At 65.8% G+C, this 22,888-nt stretch carries 22 protein-coding genes; 8 read left to right on the top strand and 14 right to left on the bottom strand.

From position 1 onward, the window contains the following. The first annotated feature begins 12 nt into the window (after window positions 1-12). From pstS to pstB, 4 genes are all read left to right on the top strand, one after another. On the top strand, window positions 13-1,110 hold the full coding sequence (gene pstS / locus E3N85_RS07280) for a phosphate ABC transporter substrate-binding protein PstS (RefSeq protein WP_134461433.1): 1,098 nt from the start codon (window positions 13-15) through the stop codon (window positions 1,108-1,110). Window positions 1,111-1,257: 147 nt separating this feature from the next. Then, window positions 1,258-2,199 carry a phosphate ABC transporter permease subunit PstC gene (gene pstC / locus E3N85_RS07285; RefSeq protein ID WP_134461436.1) on the top strand — a complete coding sequence of 314 codons (942 nt, stop codon included), beginning with the start codon at window positions 1,258-1,260 and terminating at the stop codon, window positions 2,197-2,199. After that, window positions 2,199-3,287 carry a phosphate ABC transporter permease PstA gene (gene pstA, locus E3N85_RS07290; protein ID WP_134461439.1) on the top strand — a complete coding sequence of 363 codons (1,089 nt, stop codon included), beginning with the start codon at window positions 2,199-2,201 and terminating at the stop codon, window positions 3,285-3,287. The genes pstC and pstA overlap by 1 nt, the downstream gene beginning before the upstream one ends. 41 nt (window positions 3,288-3,328) lie before the next feature. Beyond that, a complete protein-coding gene (pstB, locus tag E3N85_RS07295; RefSeq protein WP_134461442.1) occupies window positions 3,329-4,108 on the top strand; it encodes a phosphate ABC transporter ATP-binding protein PstB in 780 nt (259 codons plus the stop codon). Between the two features lies 1 nt (window position 4,109). On the opposite strand, the gene E3N85_RS07300 is transcribed toward pstB, so the two are convergent. From E3N85_RS07300 to E3N85_RS07310, 3 genes are all read right to left on the bottom strand, one after another. Next, window positions 4,110-5,582 carry an amidohydrolase gene (locus E3N85_RS07300; RefSeq protein WP_134461445.1) on the bottom strand — a complete coding sequence of 491 codons (1,473 nt, stop codon included), beginning with the start codon at window positions 5,580-5,582 and terminating at the stop codon, window positions 4,110-4,112. A gap of 84 nt (window positions 5,583-5,666) precedes the next feature. Further along, window positions 5,667-6,347: a nucleoside/nucleotide kinase family protein gene (locus E3N85_RS07305; RefSeq protein WP_134461448.1), complete on the bottom strand. Its 681-nt coding sequence runs from the start codon at window positions 6,345-6,347 to the stop codon at window positions 5,667-5,669. Between the two features lie 58 nt (window positions 6,348-6,405). Further along, entirely contained in the window at window positions 6,406-6,735 is a 330-nt protein-coding gene (locus E3N85_RS07310) for a hypothetical protein (protein WP_134461451.1), read from the bottom strand. 405 nt (window positions 6,736-7,140) lie between these two features. On the opposite strand from E3N85_RS07310, the gene E3N85_RS07315 reads away from it, so the two are divergent. Continuing rightward, on the top strand, window positions 7,141-7,449 hold the full coding sequence (locus tag E3N85_RS07315; protein WP_134461454.1) for an ATP-dependent DNA ligase: 309 nt from the start codon (window positions 7,141-7,143) through the stop codon (window positions 7,447-7,449). A 121-nt stretch (window positions 7,450-7,570) separates the two neighbouring features. On the opposite strand, the gene E3N85_RS07320 is transcribed toward E3N85_RS07315, so the two are convergent. From E3N85_RS07320 to E3N85_RS07335, 4 genes are all read right to left on the bottom strand, one after another. Beyond that, a complete protein-coding gene (locus E3N85_RS07320; RefSeq protein WP_134461457.1) occupies window positions 7,571-8,203 on the bottom strand; it encodes a thymidine kinase in 633 nt (210 codons plus the stop codon). Continuing rightward, complete coding sequence (locus E3N85_RS07325) at window positions 8,203-9,648, bottom strand: hypothetical protein (protein ID WP_134461459.1); 1,446 nt, start codon at window positions 9,646-9,648, stop codon at window positions 8,203-8,205. Before E3N85_RS07325 ends, E3N85_RS07320 begins: the two co-directional genes overlap by 1 nt. After that, window positions 9,645-10,895, bottom strand: coding sequence for a sensor histidine kinase (locus E3N85_RS07330; protein WP_134461462.1), 1,251 nt, complete (start codon window positions 10,893-10,895; stop codon window positions 9,645-9,647). Before E3N85_RS07330 ends, E3N85_RS07325 begins: the two co-directional genes overlap by 4 nt. Before the next feature lie 147 nt (window positions 10,896-11,042). Then, complete coding sequence (locus tag E3N85_RS07335; protein WP_134461464.1) at window positions 11,043-12,281, bottom strand: Rv2578c family radical SAM protein; 1,239 nt, start codon at window positions 12,279-12,281, stop codon at window positions 11,043-11,045. A 125-nt stretch (window positions 12,282-12,406) separates the two neighbouring features. Between E3N85_RS07335 and E3N85_RS07340 the strand changes: the two genes are divergently transcribed. From E3N85_RS07340 to E3N85_RS07350, 3 genes are all read left to right on the top strand, one after another. Next, window positions 12,407-13,444, top strand: a complete 1,038-nt coding sequence (locus E3N85_RS07340) for a DNA topoisomerase IB (RefSeq protein WP_134461467.1) — start codon at window positions 12,407-12,409, stop codon at window positions 13,442-13,444. Between the two features lie 104 nt (window positions 13,445-13,548). Beyond that, on the top strand, window positions 13,549-13,998 hold the full coding sequence (locus E3N85_RS07345) for a hypothetical protein (protein WP_134461470.1): 450 nt from the start codon (window positions 13,549-13,551) through the stop codon (window positions 13,996-13,998). A gap of 24 nt (window positions 13,999-14,022) precedes the next feature. After that, window positions 14,023-14,304 carry a hypothetical protein gene (locus E3N85_RS07350; RefSeq protein ID WP_134461473.1) on the top strand — a complete coding sequence of 94 codons (282 nt, stop codon included), beginning with the start codon at window positions 14,023-14,025 and terminating at the stop codon, window positions 14,302-14,304. A gap of 80 nt (window positions 14,305-14,384) precedes the next feature. On the opposite strand, the gene E3N85_RS07355 is transcribed toward E3N85_RS07350, so the two are convergent. The 7 genes from E3N85_RS07355 to E3N85_RS17135 form a co-directional block, all read right to left on the bottom strand. Next, the gene (locus tag E3N85_RS07355; protein ID WP_134461476.1) at window positions 14,385-14,657 is read right to left on the bottom strand and encodes a hypothetical protein; all 273 of its coding nucleotides are present in this window, start codon (window positions 14,655-14,657) and stop codon (window positions 14,385-14,387) included. A 174-nt stretch (window positions 14,658-14,831) separates the two neighbouring features. Then, complete coding sequence (locus E3N85_RS07360) at window positions 14,832-16,310, bottom strand: malate:quinone oxidoreductase (protein WP_134461479.1); 1,479 nt, start codon at window positions 16,308-16,310, stop codon at window positions 14,832-14,834. A 95-nt stretch (window positions 16,311-16,405) separates the two neighbouring features. Beyond that, window positions 16,406-18,784: a bifunctional diguanylate cyclase/phosphodiesterase gene (locus E3N85_RS07365; protein ID WP_134461482.1), complete on the bottom strand. Its 2,379-nt coding sequence runs from the start codon at window positions 18,782-18,784 to the stop codon at window positions 16,406-16,408. A 40-nt stretch (window positions 18,785-18,824) separates the two neighbouring features. Then, complete coding sequence (locus tag E3N85_RS07370; RefSeq protein WP_134461485.1) at window positions 18,825-19,895, bottom strand: aspartate-semialdehyde dehydrogenase; 1,071 nt, start codon at window positions 19,893-19,895, stop codon at window positions 18,825-18,827. Window positions 19,896-20,106: 211 nt separating this feature from the next. Beyond that, on the bottom strand, window positions 20,107-21,384 hold the full coding sequence (locus E3N85_RS07375) for an aspartate kinase (RefSeq protein ID WP_134461488.1): 1,278 nt from the start codon (window positions 21,382-21,384) through the stop codon (window positions 20,107-20,109). A gap of 180 nt (window positions 21,385-21,564) precedes the next feature. Further along, complete coding sequence (gene recR, locus E3N85_RS07380) at window positions 21,565-22,164, bottom strand: recombination mediator RecR (RefSeq protein WP_134461491.1); 600 nt, start codon at window positions 22,162-22,164, stop codon at window positions 21,565-21,567. Window positions 22,165-22,167: 3 nt separating this feature from the next. Next, a complete protein-coding gene (locus tag E3N85_RS17135) occupies window positions 22,168-22,839 on the bottom strand; it encodes a hypothetical protein (RefSeq protein WP_198412072.1) in 672 nt (223 codons plus the stop codon). Window positions 22,840-22,888: the final 49 nt, after the last annotated feature.

A 22,888-nucleotide genomic window follows, 5' to 3' on the forward strand; every position in this document is an offset into this window, starting at 1 on the left:
AAAGGGAATCACGTGAACTTCAAGCGTTTCGGCCGCCCCGCGGTCATCGCCATTGCCGCAGGCCTTGCCCTGTCTTCCTGTGCAGCAAACGAAGGCGATGTTGCCATAACCGGCAACGATGCATCAGCCAGCACGCTCTCCGGAACGATCAACGGCGCCGGCGCCTCCTCGATGGGCGCAGCGCAGGAAGCCTGGCGCGCTGGATTCCAGACCGCCAACCCCGAGGTCACGGTCAACTATGACCCGACCGGTTCCGGAGCGGGTCGCGAAGCCTTCATCGCCGGCGGCACCGACTTCGCTGGCAGCGACTCCTTCATGAGCGACGAGGAACTGGCCGGCACGTTCGCCTCCTGCGCCCCGGGCAGCAAGGCTGTCGACCTGCCCGTCTACATCTCCCCGATCGCCGTGATCTTCAACGTCGAAGGTGTTGACGAGCTCAACATCGATGCCGACACGCTCGCCAAGATCTTCGCCGGCACCATCACCAGCTGGGACGACGCCGCGATCGCAGCCCTGAACCCCGACGCAACCCTGCCGGCCACCGCGATCACCGCCGTGCACCGCTCGGACGACTCGGGTACCACCAAGAACTTCTCCGACTACCTCGGCCAGACCGCACCCGACGTGTGGACCGAAAAAGCTTCGGACACCTTCCCGTTCTCCACGGGTGATGGCGCCCAGGGCACCTCGGGAGTCGTCTCGGCCGTCACCAACGGCGTGGGCACCATCGGCTACGCCGATGCTTCGCAGGCTGGATCGCTCAGCACCGCCAAGCTCATGGTCGGCTCCGACTTCGTGGCGTACACCCCCGAAGCCGCGGCCGAGGTTGTCGCCGGATCACCCCTCGTGGCCGACCGGGCTGCCGATGATCTCGCGCTCGAGCTGAACCGCAAAACCACCAACCCGGCGGAATACCCGCTCGTTCTGGTGAGCTATGCGATCGTCTGCAACGAGTACGCCGATGCCGCCCAGGGCGCGCTCGTCAAGGCCTACATCGAGTACATCGCCAGCGCAGCCGGCCAGACGGTTGCTGAGGAAGCCGCCGGAGTCGCGCCGCTGACCGGCGAGCTCGAAGCCAACGTCGCCGCGGTACTCGCGACCGTCAAGTAACAATTTCACACACCTGCCCGGTCCCTTCCCGCACATGTGCGGGAGCGGATCGGGCAGACTGGGGTTTAACGGCCAGTTGCGTCCAGCCGTCACCACACCCTCGATTTCACACAATTTCACCAGCACGACGCTACTTAGGAGACCGGCATGACCACAGTTGCCGCCACGACTATCAAGGCCAGGCAGCGACCCGGCGACCGCATCTTCTCGTCGGCCACTGTCATCGCTGGCAGCCTGATTCTCGCCGTGCTCGCCGCCGTGGCCATCTTTCTGCTGGTCGAAAGTCTCCCGGCCTTTGTCGCCGACCCCTCCGCTTTCGACGGCGATATCACCAATTTCTGGTCGTACGTGGGCCCGCTCGTCTTCGGCACGGTCTACTCGGCCATTCTGGCGCTGATCATGGCGGTACCGGTCGCCATCGGTATCGCCCTCTTCATCTCGCACTTTGCACCGCGCAAGCTTGCGCAGGGTCTCGGTTACCTCATCGACCTGCTGGCCGCTGTTCCCTCGGTCGTGTTCGGCCTGTGGGGCATCACCGTGCTGGCCCCTCTCCTGCAGCCGTTCTACACCACCCTCGTCGATTGGTTCGGCTGGTTCCTCCCCTTCGCCGGCCCTGTCTCGGGCACCGGACGAACGATCCTGACCGTCTCCGTTGTGCTCGCCGTAATGATCCTGCCGATCATCACCGCCATCTGCCGCGAGATCTTTTTGCAGACCCCGCTGCTGCACGAAGAGGCTGCGCTGGCCCTGGGCGCCACCAGATGGGAAATGATTCGCATGGCCGTGCTGCCGTTCGGTCTGCCGGGCATCATCTCGGCCTCGATGCTCGGCCTCGGCCGTGCGCTCGGCGAGACCATGGCCGTGGCCATGGTGCTCTCCCCCAGCCCTGACGTCTTCTTCCAACTCCTCACGTCCCAGAATTCCAACACGATCGCCGCGAATATCGCGCTCAACTTTCCTGAGGCGCACGGTGTGGGCGTGAATATTCTGCTCGCGACCGGCCTCATGCTCTTCGTGGTCACGCTGCTCGTGAATATGCTGGCCCGAGTCGTAATCAACAGCCGTAAGGCATTTTCGGGAGCCAACTGATGTCCTCCGTCATCGACGCCGCACCGCTCACCAATTCGCTCACCGCAGGCAAACTGCCGCGGCGTTCGTCGCTCTGGGTGCTTCTGGCGAGCTGGGCTGTTTCGGCCGCCGTCTTCGCGATGCTCTACCTGTCGGGAACGGTCGACGGCTTCAACCTGGTGGGCACGGTCGTGTTCGGCACTGTGCTCTACTGCGTGGCCCTCTACGTGCTCTCTCGCCTGGTGGAAGGCTCGCGCAAAGCCATGGACCGGCTGGTGACGGCACTCGTGACGGCCGCATTCATCATTGCCCTGCTGCCGCTCGTGTCGATCATCTACACCACCGTCGTGAACGGGCTGCCCGCCTTTCTGACGCCGACATTCTTCACCGAGTCACAACGCAACGTGGTCGGCGGCGGCGGCGGCGTGCTGCACGCGGTGATTGGCACCCTGCTGGTTACCGGCGTTGCCACGCTCATCTCGGTGCCGATCGGGCTGCTCACCGCGATTTACCTCGTTGAATACGGCCGTGGCCGGCTCGCCAGGGCCATCACCTTCTTCGTCGACGTGATGACTGGAATCCCCTCGATCGTCGCCGGGCTCTTCGCCTTCGCGCTGTTCGCGCTTTTGTTCAACGACCCGGGTATCCGCTTTGGTTTTGGTGGGTCCATCGCACTGACCGTGCTGATGATTCCCGTGGTGGTCCGCTCGAGCGAAGAGATGCTCAAGCTCGTGCCGAACGAACTGCGCGAGGCGGCTTTTGCACTGGGGGTGCCGAAGTGGCTGACCATTCTCAAGGTCGTGCTGCCGACATCCATTGCGGGAATCGTCACCGGTGTGATGCTGTCGATTGCCCGTGTGATCGGTGAAACGGCTCCGCTGTTGATCATTGCCGGGTTTACGTCGAGCATGAACTACGACCTGTTCAGCGAACGTATGATGACGCTGCCGGTATTCGTTTACACGCAGTACGCCAACCAGGGCGCCGACGCGCAGTCCTACGTCGACCGCGCCTGGGCCGGAGCGCTCACCCTGATCCTGATCGTGATGCTGCTCAACGGGCTCGCCCGACTGATCGCCTACTGGTTCTCGCCCAAACTGGGCCGCTAATTCTTCTCACTCGCTTTTAGAAAGCTCCTAGAAAGGGACATATGTCCAAGCGCATCGAAGTCAACGATCTCAACGTGTATTACACCAATTTCCTGGCCGTCGAGGGCGTCTCGATCGTGATCGAGCCGCGTACGGTGACCGCGTTCATCGGGCCCAGTGGTTGCGGCAAGAGCACGTTCATTCGCACGCTCAACCGCATGCACGAGGTCATCCCCGGCGCACGTGTCGAGGGTGAGGTACTCATCGACGGCAACAACCTCTACGGCCCCGGCGTGGACCCGGTGCTCGTGCGCCGCCAGGTCGGCATGGTCTTTCAGCGGCCGAACCCGTTTCCGACCATGTCGATCCAAGACAACGTGCTGGCCGGCGTGAAACTCAACAACCGACGCATGTCGAAAACGGATGCCGACGACCTCACCGAAAAAGCCCTCCGCGGTGCGAACCTGTGGAACGAGGTCAAGGACCGCCTCGCTCGGCCCGGATCGGGCCTCTCCGGCGGGCAGCAGCAGCGCCTGTGCATCGCCCGCGCCATTGCGGTCGAACCCGACGTGATTCTGATGGACGAGCCGTGCTCGGCGCTCGACCCGATCTCGACGCTCGCCATTGAGGACCTCATCGAAGAGATGAAGAGCGAGTACACGATCGTGATCGTGACCCACAACATGCAGCAGGCCTCACGGGTGTCGGACCGCACCGCGTTCTTCAACATTGCAGGTACCGGCAAGCCGGGCAAGCTCATCGAGTATGACGACACGACGACGATCTTCTCGAACCCGAGTGTGCAGGCGACCGAGGATTACGTGTCGGGGCGGTTCGGCTAGGTCACTCCGCGCTGGCGAACAGTGCGGCCCCGTGGGTGACCCGACCGGCCAGGAGGGTCGCGGCCACCGGCATCCGCTCGAAGGTGGCGTCGGAAACCTGTAGCGGGTCGCCGTCGAGGATGGCGAGGTCGGCCACGTCGCCGACGTGCAGCCGGGTGCGTCCGCGCGCTGAGGCGGCGAGGGCTTGCCGGCGGGTGATGACCTGGTCGGGGCGCCAGGGTTCACGCCCATCACTGCGGGCCCGCGACGACGCGGCGCTCATGGCGGTAAAGGGGTCGAGGGGCGCGACGGGCGCGTCGGATCCGAACGCGAGCGTGGCGCCGGCGTCGAGCAGCGAGCGCAACGCGAAGACGCGGTCGGCACCCGCAGCCCAGTTCTGTTCCACCGTATCGCGGTCGTCGAGCGCATGCTCGGGCTGCACGCTCGCCGTCACGCCGAGACGGGCGAAGCGAGCGAAGTCCGCGGGCCGGAGAAACTGGGCGTGCTCGATGCGGCCGGTCACGTGCGCGCGTTCAAAGGCGTTGAGGGCAACCGTATTGGCGGCATCGCCGATGGCGTGCACCGCCGGCAGCAGCTCGGCCCGTGCGGCGTGGCGGAGAACCTCCGTCAGCTCGTCCTCACTGACGGTGAGCACGCCGTGCCCGCCGCCCGGGTATGCGTCGATGCAGAACGCGGTTCGGGTGTTCAACGAACCGTCGATGAGCACCTTGAGCGGACCGACCGTGAGCAGGCCGCGGGTGCCAGCGACCCTCTGGCCGGTGTGCATTCGCTCGGTGATGGCACGATCGAGATCGGCGGAGTAGATGCCGGCCTCAATTCGTAGTGCGTCGAATCCCGAGACGATGCGACGCTGCCAGTTGTCCCGATTCCAGGTCATTTCAAAGTCGACGATACCCACGACTCCGCGGGCGGCGGCCCGGGTCGCGGCGCAAGCGGCCAAAGCGTCAACCTCGGTGTCGGGCAGCTGGCCGAGCGCGATCGTGAGTTCGAATGCGGCCTGTTCGCGCAGCAGACCCGACTCGTCGACACGCACGCCAAAGCGCTCGGCGGCTGCAGCGTTGAGCCAGACACAGTGCAGGTCGTGACTGATCAGGGCGGTGGGATGCCCCTCCGTCACCTCATCGAGGGCGCGCAGGCTGGGGGCGTCGGCCCAGATGGCATCGCGAAATCTGACTCCGATCAGCGGGGTCGGCCTTACGGCTTCGGTGATCTGCGTGCGCACGAGTTCGAGGGCCTCGCGCGCTGCTGCGGCCGCGGAAAGGTCGAACCGGTTGCCGGCGAGCGCCCACTGGGTGGCATGCACGTGTTCGTCCCAGAGCCCGGGGATGAGGGTGCGACCGTCGAGGTCGACGCTGGGGGCATCCGTTGGGGTGTCGGCTGGCACGATCTGCGTGATGACGCCGCCCGTGATCTGCACGTCACAGGGGCTGGTGTCGCCGAGCTGCGTGACAGAGCGCAAAACGAGATCGGGCATGGTTCGTCCGTTCGATCGAGGGGCTGGCGCGGCGGCGGCCACCACAGCCACCCTACATTCCGATGCAACCCGCAGGGGCGAGGGTTACTGGCCGGAGATGGTGCGGGTAGCTCGGCGGCGGGTGGCGTCGATCAAGAGGGCGTTCTCGCCGTCGACGGACTCGGCCCAGGCCAGGGCAGCCTCGGGGCTGCGGCCGTGGCGCTCCTGCCGGTCGACCAGGCGGCGGAGACGCTCGGCCGCGCTGGTTTCGCAGAACCAGGATTCGGCGAGGAGGGCGTCGATCTGCATCCACGGCTCGGAGTCGGCGAGCAGGTAGTTGCCCTCCACCATGACCACACGCGCGCTTGGCGGCACGGCGATCTCGGCCGCGATGCCCTCGTCGACGGCACGGTCGAAGCTCGGCGCGTAGACGGTGTGGTCATCTTCGGTGAGGAGGCGGCGGAGCAGGGCGACGAATCCCCAGCCATCGAAGGTGTCGATGGCTCCCTTGCGATCGTGTCGGCCGAGGCGATCGAGGGTGGCGTTGGCGAGGTGGAAGCCGTCCATGGGCAGGTACACGGCGGAGTCGTCGCTGCCGAGCAAACCGTTGACCTTTGCCACCACCTGCATGGCGAGGGTCGTTTTGCCGGCACCCGGGCTACCGGCGATGCCCACCAGAATGCGTCCGCGGGCCGGCAGGAGCGCGACGACCCGCTCGGCGAGATCGGTCAATTGGGAGCATGCCGGGGGGCCGGCAATGGCGGCGGCGGTTTCTGTCTTCGACATGATTCGACTCTAGGGCGACGGGGTCGAGTTGGTGGGGACGTGCGGGCGGCTTGCTGGATCAGGGGCCGGTGGGGGGCCAGATGCCGTCGCATCCATTCTGCTGACAGGCGAATTGCCAGGACTGGCCGACGGGCACCACTTCCATGGGCATGAGGCAGCGTGGGCAATTCGGCGGACCGAGCACGAGTGCGCTGTCATTGGCCAGCTCGGCCTCGGTGTAGGGCGGGCCGAAGTACAGAAGCGAGCAGGCGTAGTTGGCGCAGCCGTAGTCGTAGGTGTCACCGTGCCAGGACACCAGCATGGGGTCGCCGCACTGCGGGCAGAGACGTGGCTGAGACACGTCTCTCTTCTGAAAGACCCACGAGACGTTCTCGTTGATGTCATCCATGGGGTGAGACTAGTCCCGCAGGCCCGAGCGCGCCCGGTTTTGGACGATCTGTGGAGAATTTTCGGTCGGCCTGGCGGTCCGGGCGCACCCGTGGTGGCTGGGCGCACGATCGAACATGCGCCCAGCCACTCAACGTGTGCTCGGCCCATGAGGCGCCGGTCATTGTGTCGGCGCTGCTGGCATGCCGACCAAATCCGGGCAGGCACAAGCCGTGGCGCATCGAGACGGGTCGGGCTGTGCCCAGCATTGGGGGCTGGGCGCTGGCCACTTGAGCGAGATGCTCCGTCGTTGCGTTCACTAGGATCAAAATCGCAAAGCACTTATCGCTCCCACACGGGGAGCGTGGTTGTATGCGACTCGGCCCGCCCGTTCGCGTTCGCCGACGAACCAACGCGAGGCACACTAATGGGCAAATTAACATACGACTCGAGCATCACCGTCGATTTCGACGATCGTGTGCTCGCGCACATTCAACTCGTGATCGGAGCCAAACTGCGTCGCGGGGAATCCTTCTATTTCTCCTGGCGTGATGACCCCCTCGTCGGCGGAGGCCGCAGCACCGTCTGGATGCATCCCGGCATCTCCCTGGCCTATAAATACTTCGGCAGCAAGACGCCGACCCTCAACCGCGACTGGGTCGAGGCGCTGTCCCTATCGGCCAACTCGGCCACCGGCCTGCAGATCGTGGCCGAGCCACCGCCGCGCACCCCATAGCGGATACGCGCGGCGCGCGGCCGGGTCTCGCGCCCGGCGCCCCGTGAGCGTCTCGCTCACGATATTGGCTGCCAGCACGACGGTGGCCGGTCAACGCTGATCCGCTGACGGCGAGTTGCGGCTATTCAGTCGGCGCGGGCCGGCTGCGGTTGTTCAGCACGCCGTGGCTCTCGTCGAGGTAGCAGCTACCGCAGAGCGACTCGTAGGTGATTTCTTCGCCGTCGATAGCCACCTGATCGCCGTCGAAAACAAAGTCGCCGTCTATTTTGCGCGCGTTGAAAACGGCTTTGCGCCCGCAGCGGCAGATGGTTTTGAGCTCTTCGAGGCTGTGGGCGACCTCGAGCAGACGGCGACTTCCGGGAAAAGCGACGGTCTGAAAATCCGTGCGAATGCCATACGCCAACACCGGCACGTTTTCGAGAATGGCGATCCGCAGCAGGTCGTCGACCTGGGTTTCGGTCAGAAACTGGGCTTCGTCGAGCAGCAGGGCGCTCACGTCGCGGCCGGACCGGTGGAGCACCTGGGCGCGGTGCTGCTGGAACAGTGCGTAAGCATCCGCTTCGGGGGTGAGCAGAAAATCGACGGCTCGGGTGACGCCGAGACGGGACAGTATGCCGCGGTCGCCTTTGGTGTCGACCGAGGGTTTGGCGAGTAGCACCTGGTGCCCGCGCTCCTCATAGTTATAGGCCGCCTGCAGCATCGACGTACTTTTGCCGCTGTTCATGGCGCCGTATCGGAAGTACAGTTTCGCCATTATGAGCCTTTGATTCTGGGGGCCGGGGTCTGGCCACGTTCAGCGTCAAATTCTAGCGTGAGCAGCGGATGCCGGCTGGTGACCCGCACCCGGGTGAACACGGCGCGCAGCACGCTGAGGTATGGGCGCAGGGCACGGCGCCGCTGAATCGACGGCAGGGAGATACCGGCCTGAATGGTGATGGTGTCGACGGCGCCGAGGACCGCGCTGCTGTGCCGGTCGATGATCATGCGTGGGGGCGTGGTGGCGGCGTGCACCTGAGCCTGCGCGCGGGCCTGGGCTCTGGCCTGGGCGGCGGCCTGCGCCTGGGCCGCGGTGACGATCGCCATGGTCATGGTGTCGGTGGCCGGTGTCGAGCGGGCTCCGCGGTGACCGAAGGCCTGAGTAATGTGGTCCGTGTCGGTGGGGGCAGCGCCGGATCCGTCGATCTGCACAACGAGGCTGGTGGGGTCGAAGCCCTTGAGCGTGCAGAGGGCCACGATCAGGGCGCCGACGGCAGCGCGCTGGTCGGAGTCGAAGCCGGTCGCGCGGCGTTCGGGGTCGGCGATGATGCAGAGCGGGGTGAGGCCGCGCCTGCTGAGTGCCCCGCGTTCACGGTCGATGAGGTCGTCGAGCCAGGTGTGGTCGACTTCGGCCACGAGCACCCGGCGCACCTGGAAGGCGAGGGAGCGCGCGCGCTTGACGTCGGCGGCGGTGAGGGATCCTCGATCGAGAACGTCGGCGAGAAAGGGCAGCACGTCGGCACCGAGATTGGTCAGTCGATGGTCGACCACGGATTGCGCGAGGAGGCCGCGACTGGCTTCGGTGCGCGCTCGGATAGCGCGGCGGGCATCCGTCTGCCAGCGGTGAATGGAGTTGACGACCTGACGCGAGTACGCGGCACCGGCAAGGGTGGGCGCGAGAACCTGGGTCATGGCAATGATCGCGAACAGTAGGGGCAGGGTCTGCACGTCGAGGAAGGGCGACTGCGCGAGGGCCGTGAGTCCGACGACCAGGGCGACTGACCCGCCGAGCACGAGGATCTCTTTCCACGGCCGGAAGGGCGCGAGGGCGAGCAGTAGCAGGCCGAGGCCGATCGGGGCGAAATCATCTTGAATCATGCCGTTCAGGTGCCAGGTGCTCGCCGCGGCGAGCAGATGCGCGGTGACGCCGAGGGCGACGATCACGATGGCGCGCACGCGAGTGAAGGGGGCCAGATCGGGGCGAGCCGACCACACGAGTGCGGCCGCCGCAATTATGAGCACGGCAACGGCGGCCGCGGCGACCTCAACGATCTGAATTTCGTGCAGGCGTGAGGCCGTGGTGACGACGGCGTAGGTCACAACGATGACGGCGACAACCGGGGCGAGGGGCCACACGGCGAGGCCTCCGATCGGGTCGAGGCGCTGCTGCGAAGCGGATGCCGGTGCGCGCGGCCGCCGCGGCGTGGGGGTGGCGCGGGTCATGGGGTGGGCCGCCCAGACACTGGGACGTTCTGCTCTTGTGCCGCGGGCACGGTCAGGCGCACGCTCGTGCCGGCACCGGGGCGGCTCCAGATGAGCACTGATCCGCCGAGCTGTTCGATGCGGCGCCGCACGGACTGCCGGAGACCCAGTCGGTCGGAAGCGGATTCCGATTCGGTGAAACCGCGGCCGGCATCCGTTATCAGGAGTGAGATCGTGGTCAGGTCGGATTCGATAGCGACCTCGGCCGAGGCGATCCCGGCGTGGAGGATGACGTTGACGAGGCACTGTTGCACGGCGAGGCCGACGTCGCGGTCGCTGCCGGCGTCGAGGCGGGCGAGGGCGTCGCGATCGCCGGTGACCTCGATGGTGAGTCCGCGGTCACGACACCGTCGGATGGCGGTGTACACGGCACTCGCGTGCCAGTCGTCGCTGGCGGTCGGCTGCGCGGTGACCGTGGGTTGCGGGGCGGTGCTACTGCGGGCGTCGATGTCCGTGAGCCAGTTCGTGTCGTGCAGGGTGGTCAGTGTGTAGTTGAGGCTCGCGCGCAGCCCCGGGGAGAGCGCGCCCGGTTCGGCCAGGGACAGGTCGACCAGCTGGGCCACGGTCGTATCGTTGAGCAGGGCGATGGCGCGAGTGTCGAGGGCGTCGCGCAGCTGCCGGTTGGCGCCCTCTTGCACCGCGCGGTGAACCGCGGGCTGGGCGGCGTTGCTGACGCGGCGGTCGATACCGGCGAGCACCATGGCACCGACCAAAACGAGGTAGGTCGAGAGAGTGAACAGGTCGGTCCGATACGGCACCGTAGTGCCAAGAATCGCGAGGAACGCGGCGGCCTCAGCCAGGAGAAAGGCTGCGGTGCTCCAGAGCACACCGCCGAGGGCGGTGGATCCGGCGCCGCCGACCATGACCAGTGCCATCTTGGGCAGGGCGGCGAGGTACATATTCGACGTGGGGAACACGTCGGGAACGCCGAGCACGGTCAGTGTGAAAACGTAAACGCCGAGGGTACCCACGATCAAATAGGCAACGGCCAACGCGATGCGCCGATGCCGGGTGAAGAGCACGAGCAGGGCGCCCATAGCGACCACGACCACAATGGTGATCCAGAGCTCTGGGCTGCGATTGAGGCTGAGGATGGAGCCCGACACCGCCGCCGCCATCAGACAGGTCAACGCAAACCAGTGCGCGGCCCGCGCGAGAGCGCGCGCGAGCGTCTGCTGGACCAGATGACCGGGTAACCCTAGAGACATAATTTCCCCCTCGCTAAGTATGCCACCGGGCTGCGACCGAGCCGTGTGGGCGCGGGTGGCGGACGCCGGGGGGGCGTGCGGGCGGGGTTGGGGGCGTGTGGGTGCGGGGGCGGACGCCGGGGGCGCGTGCGGTCGCGGTTACCGGGGTCAGAACAATGTGGGCGCCCATTCGGGCGGTAGTTCGGCGGCGATCAGGGATGGGCGAGCCGTGTTCACCGGGCTCCCGACCGCGCTACCTACCACTAGCTGGGCAAGGTCACTAGCGGCTGCCGGGGTGGGCGCGAAGTGGGGCGGCTTGCGGGTGGCTGGTGGGGGCATCCGTTCTGGGGACGCCGGGAGCGCGCTCGACCGCACGCCACCGGTGGAGGGGTCGACGACTCCGCGTTCGAGCCCGTGCGCGCGGATGAGCGGTCTGATGCGGGCGGCGAGCCAGGTGCGATACTCCTTGGGCGCGTATTGACCGCCGGCGTAGAGCTCCCGGTATCGGCCGACAAGCTCGGGGTGGTCGCGGGCCAGCCACTGCAGGTACCAGTCTTTGACGGCGGGCTTGAGGTTCAGCCCGGAGTAGAGCACGCTCGTGGCTCCGGCCGCTTTGGCCTGCCGCAGGGCCTCGTCGAGGTGGGCGCGAGTGTCGGTGAGGAACGGCAGAATGGGCATGAGAAAGATGCCACAGTCGAGTCCGCGTTCGCGCACCGCGGTGACCGTGGCCAGGCGTGCCTTCGTGGTGGGGGTGCCGGGCTCAACCGACTGCTGCAGCCCGGCACGCGGTCCATCGTCGGGAAGTCCTGCCTTGGGCAGTCCATCGTCGGGCAGTCCTTCGTCATAGATGGCGATCGACATGGCGAGGTCGACCGGAACACGCGCGCTCGCCTCGACGAGCAGGTCGAGGTCGCGGCGCAGCAGCGTTCCCTTGGTGAGGATGGAGATGGGGGTTTTACTGTCGGCGAGGGCCGCGATGATGCCGGGCATGAGCCGGTAGCGTCCCTCGGCACGCTGGTACGGGTCGGTGTTGGTACCGAGGGCCACCGGATGCCGCCCCCAGGTAGGTTTCGCGAGTTCTTTTCGTAAGACCTCGGCCACGTTGACCTTCACGATGATCTCGCTGTCGAAATCTTTGCCGGCGTCGAGGTCGAGGTACTGGTGGGTGGGCCGCGCGAAGCAATAGGTGCAGGCGTGTGAACAGCCGCGGTAGGGGTTGATCGTATAGCCGAACGGCAGCGCGCTCTGCCCGGGTACGTGGTTCAGCGCCGACTTGGCGAGGATCTCGTGGAACGTGATGCCGGCGAACTCGGGCGTCTGCACGCTGCGGACGAGGTTGTTCAGGCGGGCGAGGCCAGGCAGCGCTCCAACGTGCTCGGTCTGTAGTTTCTGTTCGTTCCACCGCATGCTTCAAGTCGAACACAGCTACGAGTGAAATGCAAGCTGTCCCCCAAAAAACCGGATGTTCGACATCCGCTCTGGACCAAGTCGCAGTATTGTTCCGTCATGCACCCCCTCTCGATGGCACCCGCATGACCCGGCTGCGACGCAGCGACCCGACCCGGCCGGGGTATGCTCGGCGGCGCTCGGGTACCGGCTTCAGCTACCGCGACCCGGCCGGGGGGCCCGTCACCGAGAAAGAATTACGGGAGCGGTTCGCGGCCCTCGCGATACCGCCGGCCTGGACCGACGTGTGGATCTCACCGCACCCCAACGGTCATATTCAAGCGATCGGCGTCGATGCTGCCGGGCGCCGCCAATACATCTACCATCCGGTCTGGCGCGAACAGAAGGACCGCCTGAAGTTCGAGCGTGCACTGCAGCTGGCCGAATCGCTTCCACGGGTGCGCGGCCAGGTCACCCGGGAGTTGCGCGGCGACGGCCCGCCGCGCACCCGGGCGCTCGCCGCTGCGTTCCGCATCCTCGACCGGGCCTCGCTGCGCATCGGTAGCGAGCGTTACGCCGACACCTATGGCAGCCACGGACTTTCGACACTGCTCTGTTCGCACGTCATGGTGCGAGGCGACGTGGTGCGGCTGAATTTTCCGGCCAAGAGTGGGCAGCAATTTCAGGGCGTGATAGCGGATGCCGACCTCGCGACCTACCTGCGCCCCCGACTGCGCGACCGCCCGGAAGCGCCCCTGCTGTCGTGGGTATCGGATGATGTCGAGAGCGCCGTGTCGGCGGCCGACATCAACGATTTCATCAAGGAACGCACCGGGGGCGAATTCACCGCGAAAGACTTTCGCACCCTGCGGGGCACAGCCGCTGCTGCGCAGAGCCTGGCCCAGAGCTTCGCACAGAGCTTGTCGGCAGGAACCGTGCCGTTGTCATCCCTGGCACGGCCGCCGAGCGCAGCAACCCGGAGCCGTCGCGCCGACGACCGCGCCATTGCCGAAGCGATGCGGCAGGCCGCCGATGCGCTCGGCAACACACCGGCGATCGCGCGCACGAGTTACGTCGATCCGCGCGTTGTCGACCTGTTTCGGGCGGGTGAAACCATCAACCCCGCGGGGCGAGTCTCGGTCGAAACGGCGCTGCGCGCTTTGCTCCTCGGCGACGGTGCATGATTCTCGGTGCGGGCTCCCGGTGCGGTGCGGGATATTTTCCCTGAATAGCACCTGTTCGGGGTATAACTTGATTGCCGCCCGTTGACCCCCGGAAAGGTATTGCAGTGACCCACGATTCTGACCCCATAGACCAACCACCACTCGACGCTCCCGATACCGGGCCTGATGCCGGGCCAGATGCGCCGAGCTCCCCCAGTAATCCCGACCAGCTCGTGGGACCGGACGGCCCCAACGGCCCCGCAGAGGAACACGCGGAGGAACGCGCCCAGGAACCCGCCGATTCCGCCGTTCCAGTCCCCAGCGCGAGCACCGGTCCCGACGGGCCAGCCCCGGGCGAGGCCGGGTCGACCGCCGGTGAAGCCTCTGCGGCGTCCCCGGCCGATCCGGACAGCGACGCCGAGGACGACCAGGACAACCTCGACAACGAAGCGAACCGGGATGCCGATTACACGGACGCCCCCGACCCCGGCCCCGACGACACGGCATCGAACCCGGATCTAATCGGTCACGGGGCGGACGAGGAAGACCCCGCACTGGCGGAACCAACCGCCTAGACCCATCACCCCAAAGGAGTACCCATGAAAGGCAAACTACTGTTTCTCGCTGGCACCGCGACGGGTTTCGTGCTCGGATCCCGGTCCGGACGCCAGGCCTACGACCGCCTCAGTGCGAAAGCCCACGCGTTGTGGGGCGAACCCGGCACACAGAAGGTCGTTTCGCAGGCTGAGTCCATCGCCCGCGACGCCGCATCCGTGGCCCAAACCAGGGTGAGCGGCCTGCTCGACCGCACCGAGGCGTCCGACAAAAAAGAGAAGCACGCAACCAAGCCCACAACGGATGCCACCAGTTACGAAATATAGGTCACGACGCGGCGCCGCCTCCCCGGGTGGTGTGCGTGGCGCGGGGTCCCGGCCGTGGGTTCGTTTGTGACGTGGCCAAACTACTGGGTCACGTGCGACGCGACCGGCGTGCGTGGACGCGGCATCGTGCGCGGTGCCGCGTTGTCCCGCACCAGAAAGCTGGCTTGGGCCCGATCGAACGAGGAGTAGAACCACCTTGTGGTGAGCACTCCGAGCTTTGTCACCTCGTAAGCATCCCCACTCTGCTGGATGACTCCCAGCAGAGCGGCCGGGTCGCCGTCGAGAATTTGCGAGTCCCGCACCAACCATTCCGTCGGTGTGAGCTGGAGGATACCGAGCTGCGATGCGCGCAAATTCTCAGCATCCGAAACGCCATTGTTCGGGTTCAATTACTGCCTCCGGACCACTTTGGGATCTAAGTAGACATCCGATGGTTCCCGCAATCAAGGGGTTGACAGCGCCCTCCTACCAAACTCCCATGACGCACCAAGCGGTACCGGGCAGCAAGTGTCGTGCGCCGTGCCGGTCTAGTTGCTGAGGTGCAGAACCTCGGCGGTGGCGGCGAGTGAGGCGGCGGCAGCGGCCGGGTCGTCGGAGAGCATGGTGCCGTAGCTCGGGATCATCTGACGGATGCGCGGCTTCCAGCCCTCGATGCGGTCGGGGAAGCAGCGGGCCAGCAGGTCGACCATGATCGGCGCGGCCGTCGAGGCTCCCGGCGAGGCGCCGAGCAGGCCAGCGATCGACCCGTCAGCAGATGTGATGACCTCGGTACCGAACTGCAGCACGCCCCCGAGCTTGGCGTCTTTCTTCATGACCTGCACACGTTGGCCGGCCGTGATGAGCTCCCAGTCGTCCGAGACCGCAGCGGGAATGAACTCGCGCAGGGCCTTGAGCTTGGCGCCCCGCGACGCGAACACCTCACCGATCAAATATTTCATGAGGTCGAAGTTGCGGCGGGCGACGGCGAGCATCGGGCCGAGGTTGTGCGTGCGAATGGAGAACGGCAGGTCGAACCAGGTGCTCGACTTGAGAAACTTGGGGCTGAAACCGGCGTACGGGCCGAACAGCAACGACATTTCGCCGTCGACGACGCGGGTATCGAGGTGCGGCACCGACATGGGCGGCGCGCCCTTGGCGGCCTTGCCATAGACCTTGGCCTGGTGCTGGGCAACGAGCTTCGGGTTCGTGGTGCGCAGAAACTGGCCGCTGATCGGAAAACCACCGAACCCCTTGATTTCGGGGATTCCGCTCTGCTGCAGCAGCGCGAGGGCGCCTCCGCCGGCGCCGACGAAGACGAAGCGGGCGTTGATGGTGCTGCGGGTCTGCCCGACCTGACGCAGCAGATTGAGGTTCCAGGTGCCATCCGCTTTGTGCTTGAGGCCGACTACCTGCTCGTTCATGTGCATCGTGACCCCTTGCCGTCCGAGGTTTTCGAACAGAAGGCGGGTGAGAGCGCCGAAGTCGACGTCGGTGCCGCTCACGATACGGGTGGCGGCGATCTTCTGGCCGGCCGGACGCTTGCGGGTGAGCAGCGGGGTCCAGGTGCCGATCTTTTCGGCGTCGTCGCTGAATTCCATGCCGGCGAACAGCGGCTGGGTGACGAGCACGGCGTGCCGCTTGCGCAGGTACGCCACGTTGGCCTTGCCGTGCACAAAGGTCATGTGCGGGGTGGAGTTGATGAACTTGTTCGGCTCCGGCAGGGCGCCGATCGTGACGAGGTGCGCCCACAACTGACGGCTGATCTGAAACTGCTCGTTGATCACGACGGCCTTGTCGGCCGTGACCGAACCATCGGGGGCCTGCGGCATGTAGTTGAGTTCGCACAGTCCGGCGTGGCCGGTGCCAGCATTGTTCCACGGGTTCGAGCTCTCCTGGGCCAGCTCGCCGAGGCGCTCGTATACCTCGATGCGCCAGTCGGGCTGCAGCTCCTTCAGAAGCGTGCCGAGGGTGGCACTCATGATGCCGCCACCAATGAGGACTACGTCAACGCTTCCCTGAGAATTCACACTTTCGAGTGTATCCCTGCGAGCGGATGCGCCCGACCGTGCCCGGTTTCCACTCCGGTCAACGGTAGCCGAGCGACTTCAGCTGCGGCGTTGGATCAGGAGGGTGGCACCGTGGCGGCCGCCCTGTGGACTGGCAGCACGGCCTTCGCCCCGAATTCACCGAGCCGGTCGACGGTCGCGGTGAAGCCCTGCGGCACACCGAAGTGAAAACCCTGGGCGCTGCGAATGCCGAGCTGGGCCAGCCGCCGGGCCATGTCTTCGTTCTCCACACCCTCGACGATCATCGAGTACTCGAGCGTGTCGCCAAAACTCTGCAGGGCGGTGAGAACCTCGCGTTGGCGGATGTCGTCGAGGTCGTCGACCAAGCTGCGGTCGATTTTGAGGATGTCCATGGGCACGCGCACGAGCGAATCGACCGAGGAATCTTCGGATCCGTAGTCGTCGAGGGCGACCAGAATGCCGCCGGAGCGCAGCCGGTTGACCTGTTCGCGAATCTGCATCGACAACCGCACAGCCGAGCGCTCATTGAGCTCCAGGCAGAGCGAAATCTCGGGGTAGCGATTGTTCAGGTCTTCCACGAACCTGCCGAGCCGCTCCGGCGCGAGCTGTCCGGCTTCAACGTTGATCGTCATACAGACGATCTCGGGTTCGATCAGACGAAACTTCGCCGCCGCATTCATTGCCTTCTCGGCAATCTGCCGGGTCAGCTTGTCGAACCGGCCCAGATTCTTCGCCTTCTCCACCAACGACGGCGGTGAAATAGCACCCAGTTCGGGGTCGACGTAACGCAGCAGCGCCTCAAAAGCCCAGATGCGGCCGGTCACGAGACTGACGATGGGCTGATAAGCCAGTTGCAGCTGGTCTTCGTCGATCGCGAGGGCGATCGTGTCGTTGAATTGCGACGAGCGGTGACCCGATACGTTGATGCTCACGTCACCATCGAGGCCGCCGCGGCGGCGACTTTTCTTCACCATGAGCATGCTGTGGTCGGCGTCGTGAACCAGCGACGCGACATCTGTTTCGACGAGCAGGGAGAACGCCAAGCCGATACTGAGGCTGGGGGTGATGATGTCGGCGCCCACGGCGAGCGGCGCAACGGAAGCCGCCAGGACCGTCTCGGCGATGGCTTGGGCTTCGGCCAGGGTCGACAAGCGGGTGAGGACGATGACGAATTCGTCGCCGCCGACCCGCGCGACGACGTCGTGCGGTCGCACCGATTGGCGCAGTCGCTGACCGAGAACCCGCAGCACCTCGTCGCCTGCCTGGTGCCCGTAGGTGTCGTTGAGGCGTTTGAACCCATCGAGGTCCATGAAGAGCACCGCAATAGCCTCCGCGTTAATGCGGGTGCTGTTGATGGTGTCGAGGGCCTCCTGAAACGCGCCGTAATTGGGCAGGCCGGTGAGCGGATCGGTATTGGCCCGTATGGTGAGGCCGGCCAGATTCTGCCGGACCTGCAGGGCCAGTTCGGCGGTGGCCGCCAGGGCTTGCAGCGCGCGCCGGTCGACGCCGGAGAAGGCGCCGTCCATCGCGTCGCGACGGGCGACGAGAAACCGCAGCTCTCCAGGCTCTAACATGACCGGCACCCCGATCGCTCCGGCCTCGGCGGGGCCGGTCTGCACGGTGATGGATTGCACGCCGACCGCGCTGGCCGCCGCTTCGCACAATACCGCGGAGATGCAGATGTCGGAGTCGGCGTTGCGCGTGGCGCTGAGGATGCTGCTGCCGGCCACGAGGCCGATCAGCCGACGCCGCATGTCCCGAATCGAGCGCACAACGATGATGATCAGCGCGACCGTGAAACTGCCCACGAGCGTGCCAATGGCAGTTTGAATGGCAGTACGGCCCGTTCCAGGTGTGGGAAGGCCGATCTGGGCCCAGTAGGTCGAGAACACGGTCAACACCGCGACTCCGACCAGCAGTGCACTCAGGCGCACGGGCGAGAAAAGTGGTCGGCCGCCCCTGTCGGCGGGGGCATTGATCAGGTGCATCCGCACTACTTCAAGCGTCAGTACGAGCAGCACATATCCGACGGATGCCGCGGCGACCGCTGGCAGCTCGGCCAGACCAGCCAGGCCCAATAGCCAAACGATGAGGAAGTAGACCATGCAGCCCATGCCCGCGAGGCCCGCGCTGTAGACGGACACACTGACCCGGCCGGATTCCACCAGCAACGCCACGATAATTCCGAACATGACCACGCCGATGATCGCTTGGCCGGGCAGCACCGGGGCCAGCGCCGGAACGACCAGAACAGGCAGGCTGATGGCGGGCGTGCGATGGGGCACACTGCCCACTCGAATCCAAGCTATTTCAAGTGCGGCCGCGCACAGTACACCGAAGAGCGCTGCCGCGACTCCGGCGCCCGGATGCACAAGAACAATGGCGACTGCCCCCGAAATGAACACCAGGACCACGGCCGTGAACATGCCAAAAGACACGCGCTGCAATACGCCCGACACCCCAATTAGGCTCACACGATCAGATCTTACGCGACTTGCCGGTCACGACGGAACTCTAGTTCGCGGCGAGATCGGCGGCGATGATCTCAGCGATCTGCACGGCGTTCAACGCGGCACCCTTGCGCAGGTTGTCGTTACTGATGAAGAGGGCCAGACCACGCCCATCCGCTACGCCTTCATCTTGCCGAATACGACCGACAAAGCTGGCGTCCTGCCCGGCCGCCTGCAGCGGTGTGGGGATATCGGTCAGTTCGACGCCGGGGGCGGTTGTGAGCAGTTGCCGGGCACGCGCGACGCTGATCGGCTGCGCGAACTCGACATTGATCGAGAGGGAATGGCCGGTGAAAACCGGAACGCGCACGCAGGTTCCCGAGACCAGCAGCTCGGGCAGGCCGAGAATCTTACGGCTCTCATTGCGCAGCTTCTTCTCTTCATCGGTTTCGAATTGGCCGTCGTCGACGATGGAACCAGCCAGCGGGATCACATTGAACGCGATCGGGCGGGCGTAGATGGTGGGTTCGGGCAGGGCAACGGAACTGCCGTCATGCACGAGCTGCAGGAGATTCTCGTCTTGCGCAGCGACGCGCACCTGGCTGGCCAGTTCGAACGCGCCGGCCAAACCACTGCCAGAGACCGCCTGGTAGGTGCTGACGATGAGACGCGTCAGTCCGGCCTCATCGTGCAATACCTTGAGCACGGGCATGGCGGCCATCGTGGTGCAGTTCGGGTTGGCGATGATGCCCTTGACGGCCTGTTTGATGGCTTCGGGGTTGACCTCGCTGACGACGAGGGGAACGTCCGGATCCATGCGCCAGCCCGATGAGTTGTCGACGACGAGCACGCCGGCCGCGGCGAAGCGGGGAGCCTGCGTCTTGGAGAGCGTGGCTCCGGCCGAAAAGATGGCCACGTCGAGCCCGGTCGGGTCGGCAACCGAGGCGTCTTCCACCGTGATCTGCTCGCCCTTGAAGGTGAGGCTCGTGCCTGCCGAGCGTGCCGAGGCGAAAAACCGAATGTTTTTGACTGGAAAATCGCGCTCCTCGAGCAGTCGACGCACCACGGCGCCGACCTGTCCGGTGGCTCCGACGACGCCGATGTTGATGCCGGCTGTGCTGGCTGAGGTGGTCACGTATGTTTCCTAACGTCGTTCGCCCTCACGGGCATTTCATGCTGCCAAGGATCTGTGCCGGCATAACTTCTGCACTTTGCCAGCCCGAACAAGCACGCCCACGAAATTACGTGGGAGTTGAAAACCATCCGGACAAATTGCAGGAGCTACGAGACGGGAGTGTCGGTGAGGCCGGGCTCCGGGGCCGGCATCTGTTCGGGTGGAGTGCGCCCTAGCGGCCGGAGCCGCCGTGCACGACGGCTTCGATTTCGCCGTCGAGCCCGAACGCGCTGTGCACCACGCGGAGCGCTTCGTTGATGGTGTCGGCGCGGGTGACGACCGAGATGCGAATCTCGCTCGTGGAGATCATCTCGATGTTGATCCCGGCCTCGTAGAGCGCCTCGAACAGTTTCGCCGAGACGCCGGTGTTGGTGCGCATACCGCCGCCGACCAGCGCGAGCTTGGCGATCTGGTCGTCGTACTGCAAGCTCGTGAACCCGATGAGGTCCTTCTCATTGGTCAGCGCGGTGAGCACTTGCTGGCCTTCCGACTTGGGCAGAGTGAACGAGATGTCGGTGAGCCCGGTGGAAGCAGCGGACACGTTCTGCACGATCATGTCCACGTTGGCGTTGGTGCGGGCGACGATCTTGAAGATGAGCGCGGCCTTGCCGGGGATGTCGGGCACGCCGACCACGGTGACCTTCGCCTCACTCAGGTCAGCGGCGATTCCGGCGATGATTGGCTCTTCCACGATTTCTCCATTTTCTCGCGCGGTCGCGGCGTTGTAGACGATGGTGCCGGTGTTGTTGTTGAACGAGGAGCGCACGTGCAGCGTGACGCCGTGGCGGCGGGCATATTCCACAGCACGAATATACAGAACCTTGGCCCCAGAGGCTGCCAGCTCGAGCATCTCCTCGCTGGTGACCCGCTCCAGTTTGCGGGCGCGGGGAACGACGCGCGGATCGGCGGTGAAGACGCCGTCGACATCCGTGTAGATCTCGCAAATATCGGCGCCGAGGGCGGCGGCAAGGGCGACGGCGGTGGTGTCTGAGCCGCCGCGGCCGAGGGTGGTGATGTCTTTGGTATCGCGGTTGAAACCCTGGAAGCCCGCGACGATGGCGACGGCGCCCTCGTCGAGGGCCGATCGGATGCGGCCGGGAGTGACGTCGACGATTCGCGCGGAGCCGTGGCGGGCATCCGTGATCATGCCGGCCTGGCTGCCGGTGAAGGAACGGGCGTCGTAGCCGAGGCTCTTGATGGCCATCGCGAGCAGCGCCATCGAGATACGTTCACCGGCCGTGAGCAGCATGTCCAGCTCGCGCGGGGCGGGCAGCGGGGTGACCTGGTGGGCGAGGTCGAGCAGTTCGTCGGTGCTGTCGCCCATTGCTGACACGGCGACGACGACCTCATTGCCGGCCTTGCGGGTGTCGACGATGCGCTTGGCGACCCGCTTGATACTTTCAGCATCGGCGACGGACGACCCGCCGAACTTCTGCACGATCAAGCTCATGTCACTCCTGAGATGGGGGGTGCGGGCCTGTCGTTCGGGCCGCGTCCAAGTTTCCATCCTAAATGCTGGTGCTCGCGGGCCGCGCCATGTGACGCCGTGCGGCAGTGGGATGGACGGGTTCGCTGAGCGGTGAAGCGGACGCGCATTACTTGGCTGATGCCGGTCACCGCTGCTAGCGCGCTAGTGGGTGACCTCACGACGGCCCTCAAAGGCGCGGCCGAGGGTGACCTCGTCGGCGTATTCGAGGTCTCCGCCGACGGGCAGTCCGGAGGCGAGGCGCGTGACCTTGATCTCGAGGGTCGTGAGCAGGCGCGAGAGGTAGGTGGCGGTGGCCTCCCCCTCGAGGTTCGGGTCGGTTGCGATGATCACCTCTTGCACGGTGTTGTCGGCGAGGCGTTGCATCAACTGGCGGATGCGCAGATCATCGGGGCCGACGCCATCGATGGGACTGATGGCTCCGCCCAGCACATGATAGAGACCCTTGAACTCGCGCGTGCGCTCGATCGCGACGACGTCCTTGGCCTCTTCGACCACGCAGATCGAGGCGGGGCTGCGGCGCGGATCGCGGCAGATCAGGCAGGTGGGCTGCTCGGACACGTTGCCGCAGATGTCGCAGAACCGCACCTTGTCGCGCACCTCGAGCAGCACGTTGGCGAGCCGGGTCACGTCGAATTTCTCGGTCTGCAGAATGTGGAACGCGATGCGCTGGGCTGACTTGGGGCCGATACCGGGAAGCTGACCGAGTTCGTCGATCAGTTCCTGGACGATGCCTTCATACATGGTTTAGTAGTCGTTTCTGGTTCGGGGCGCCGCGGTGTACGGCTGTTCTTCGATGAAAGTGGCACCGAGAATCTCGCGCACGACGGCCTCGCCGTAGCGCTGCTTTTCGGCGAAGGACGGAGCGCGAGACGGCTCTTTCGTGGTTGCGCGCTGACCGGAGGCGTTCGGATGCTGGCGCTGGGTCGGCGCACTCTGCTCGCCGGTGTTCTGGCGGCTGGCGCCGGGCTGCCGACCCTGCGACGGGGTCGGCAGCACGGCGGATGCCTCGGCGCGCGCTGCGTAGTGCGGCACGCGTTCCTCGGCGGGTGCGTCTAGCTCGGGCGGTAGATCGTCTTCGAAGGGTGGCGGCACATCGTCGAACGGCGGCTCGTCGTCGTCCTGCGGCACGGCGGACGGCGCGACGGACGGCACTGCGGGCGGCACGGCTGACGGCCCGGCTGACGGCACGACTGACGGCACGACGGCAGCGTTCGGGAGTGGAGCCGCGAGAATAGCGGCGGGTGGCACATCCGTTGTGTCGTCGGCCACAGCGGGTACCGCCGGACCGTCGGGCGAGCCGGGAATAGCCACGGTGGCCCATCCACTGGTTGAGACCGCCACGGGAGACGCGCCGGCCGTTGATTCCGCTGGGTCGGGGGCGCCCGCGGGCGATGAGGTCGAAACGGGCTCAGCCACGAAGGGCGCCGGCTCAGCTGATGCTGCTGCTGCTGCTGCTGCTGCTGCT

The organism is Cryobacterium sp. Hz9 (genome assembly GCF_004402825.1).
GTDB classification, from domain to species: domain Bacteria; phylum Actinomycetota; class Actinomycetes; order Actinomycetales; family Microbacteriaceae; genus Cryobacterium; species Cryobacterium gelidum.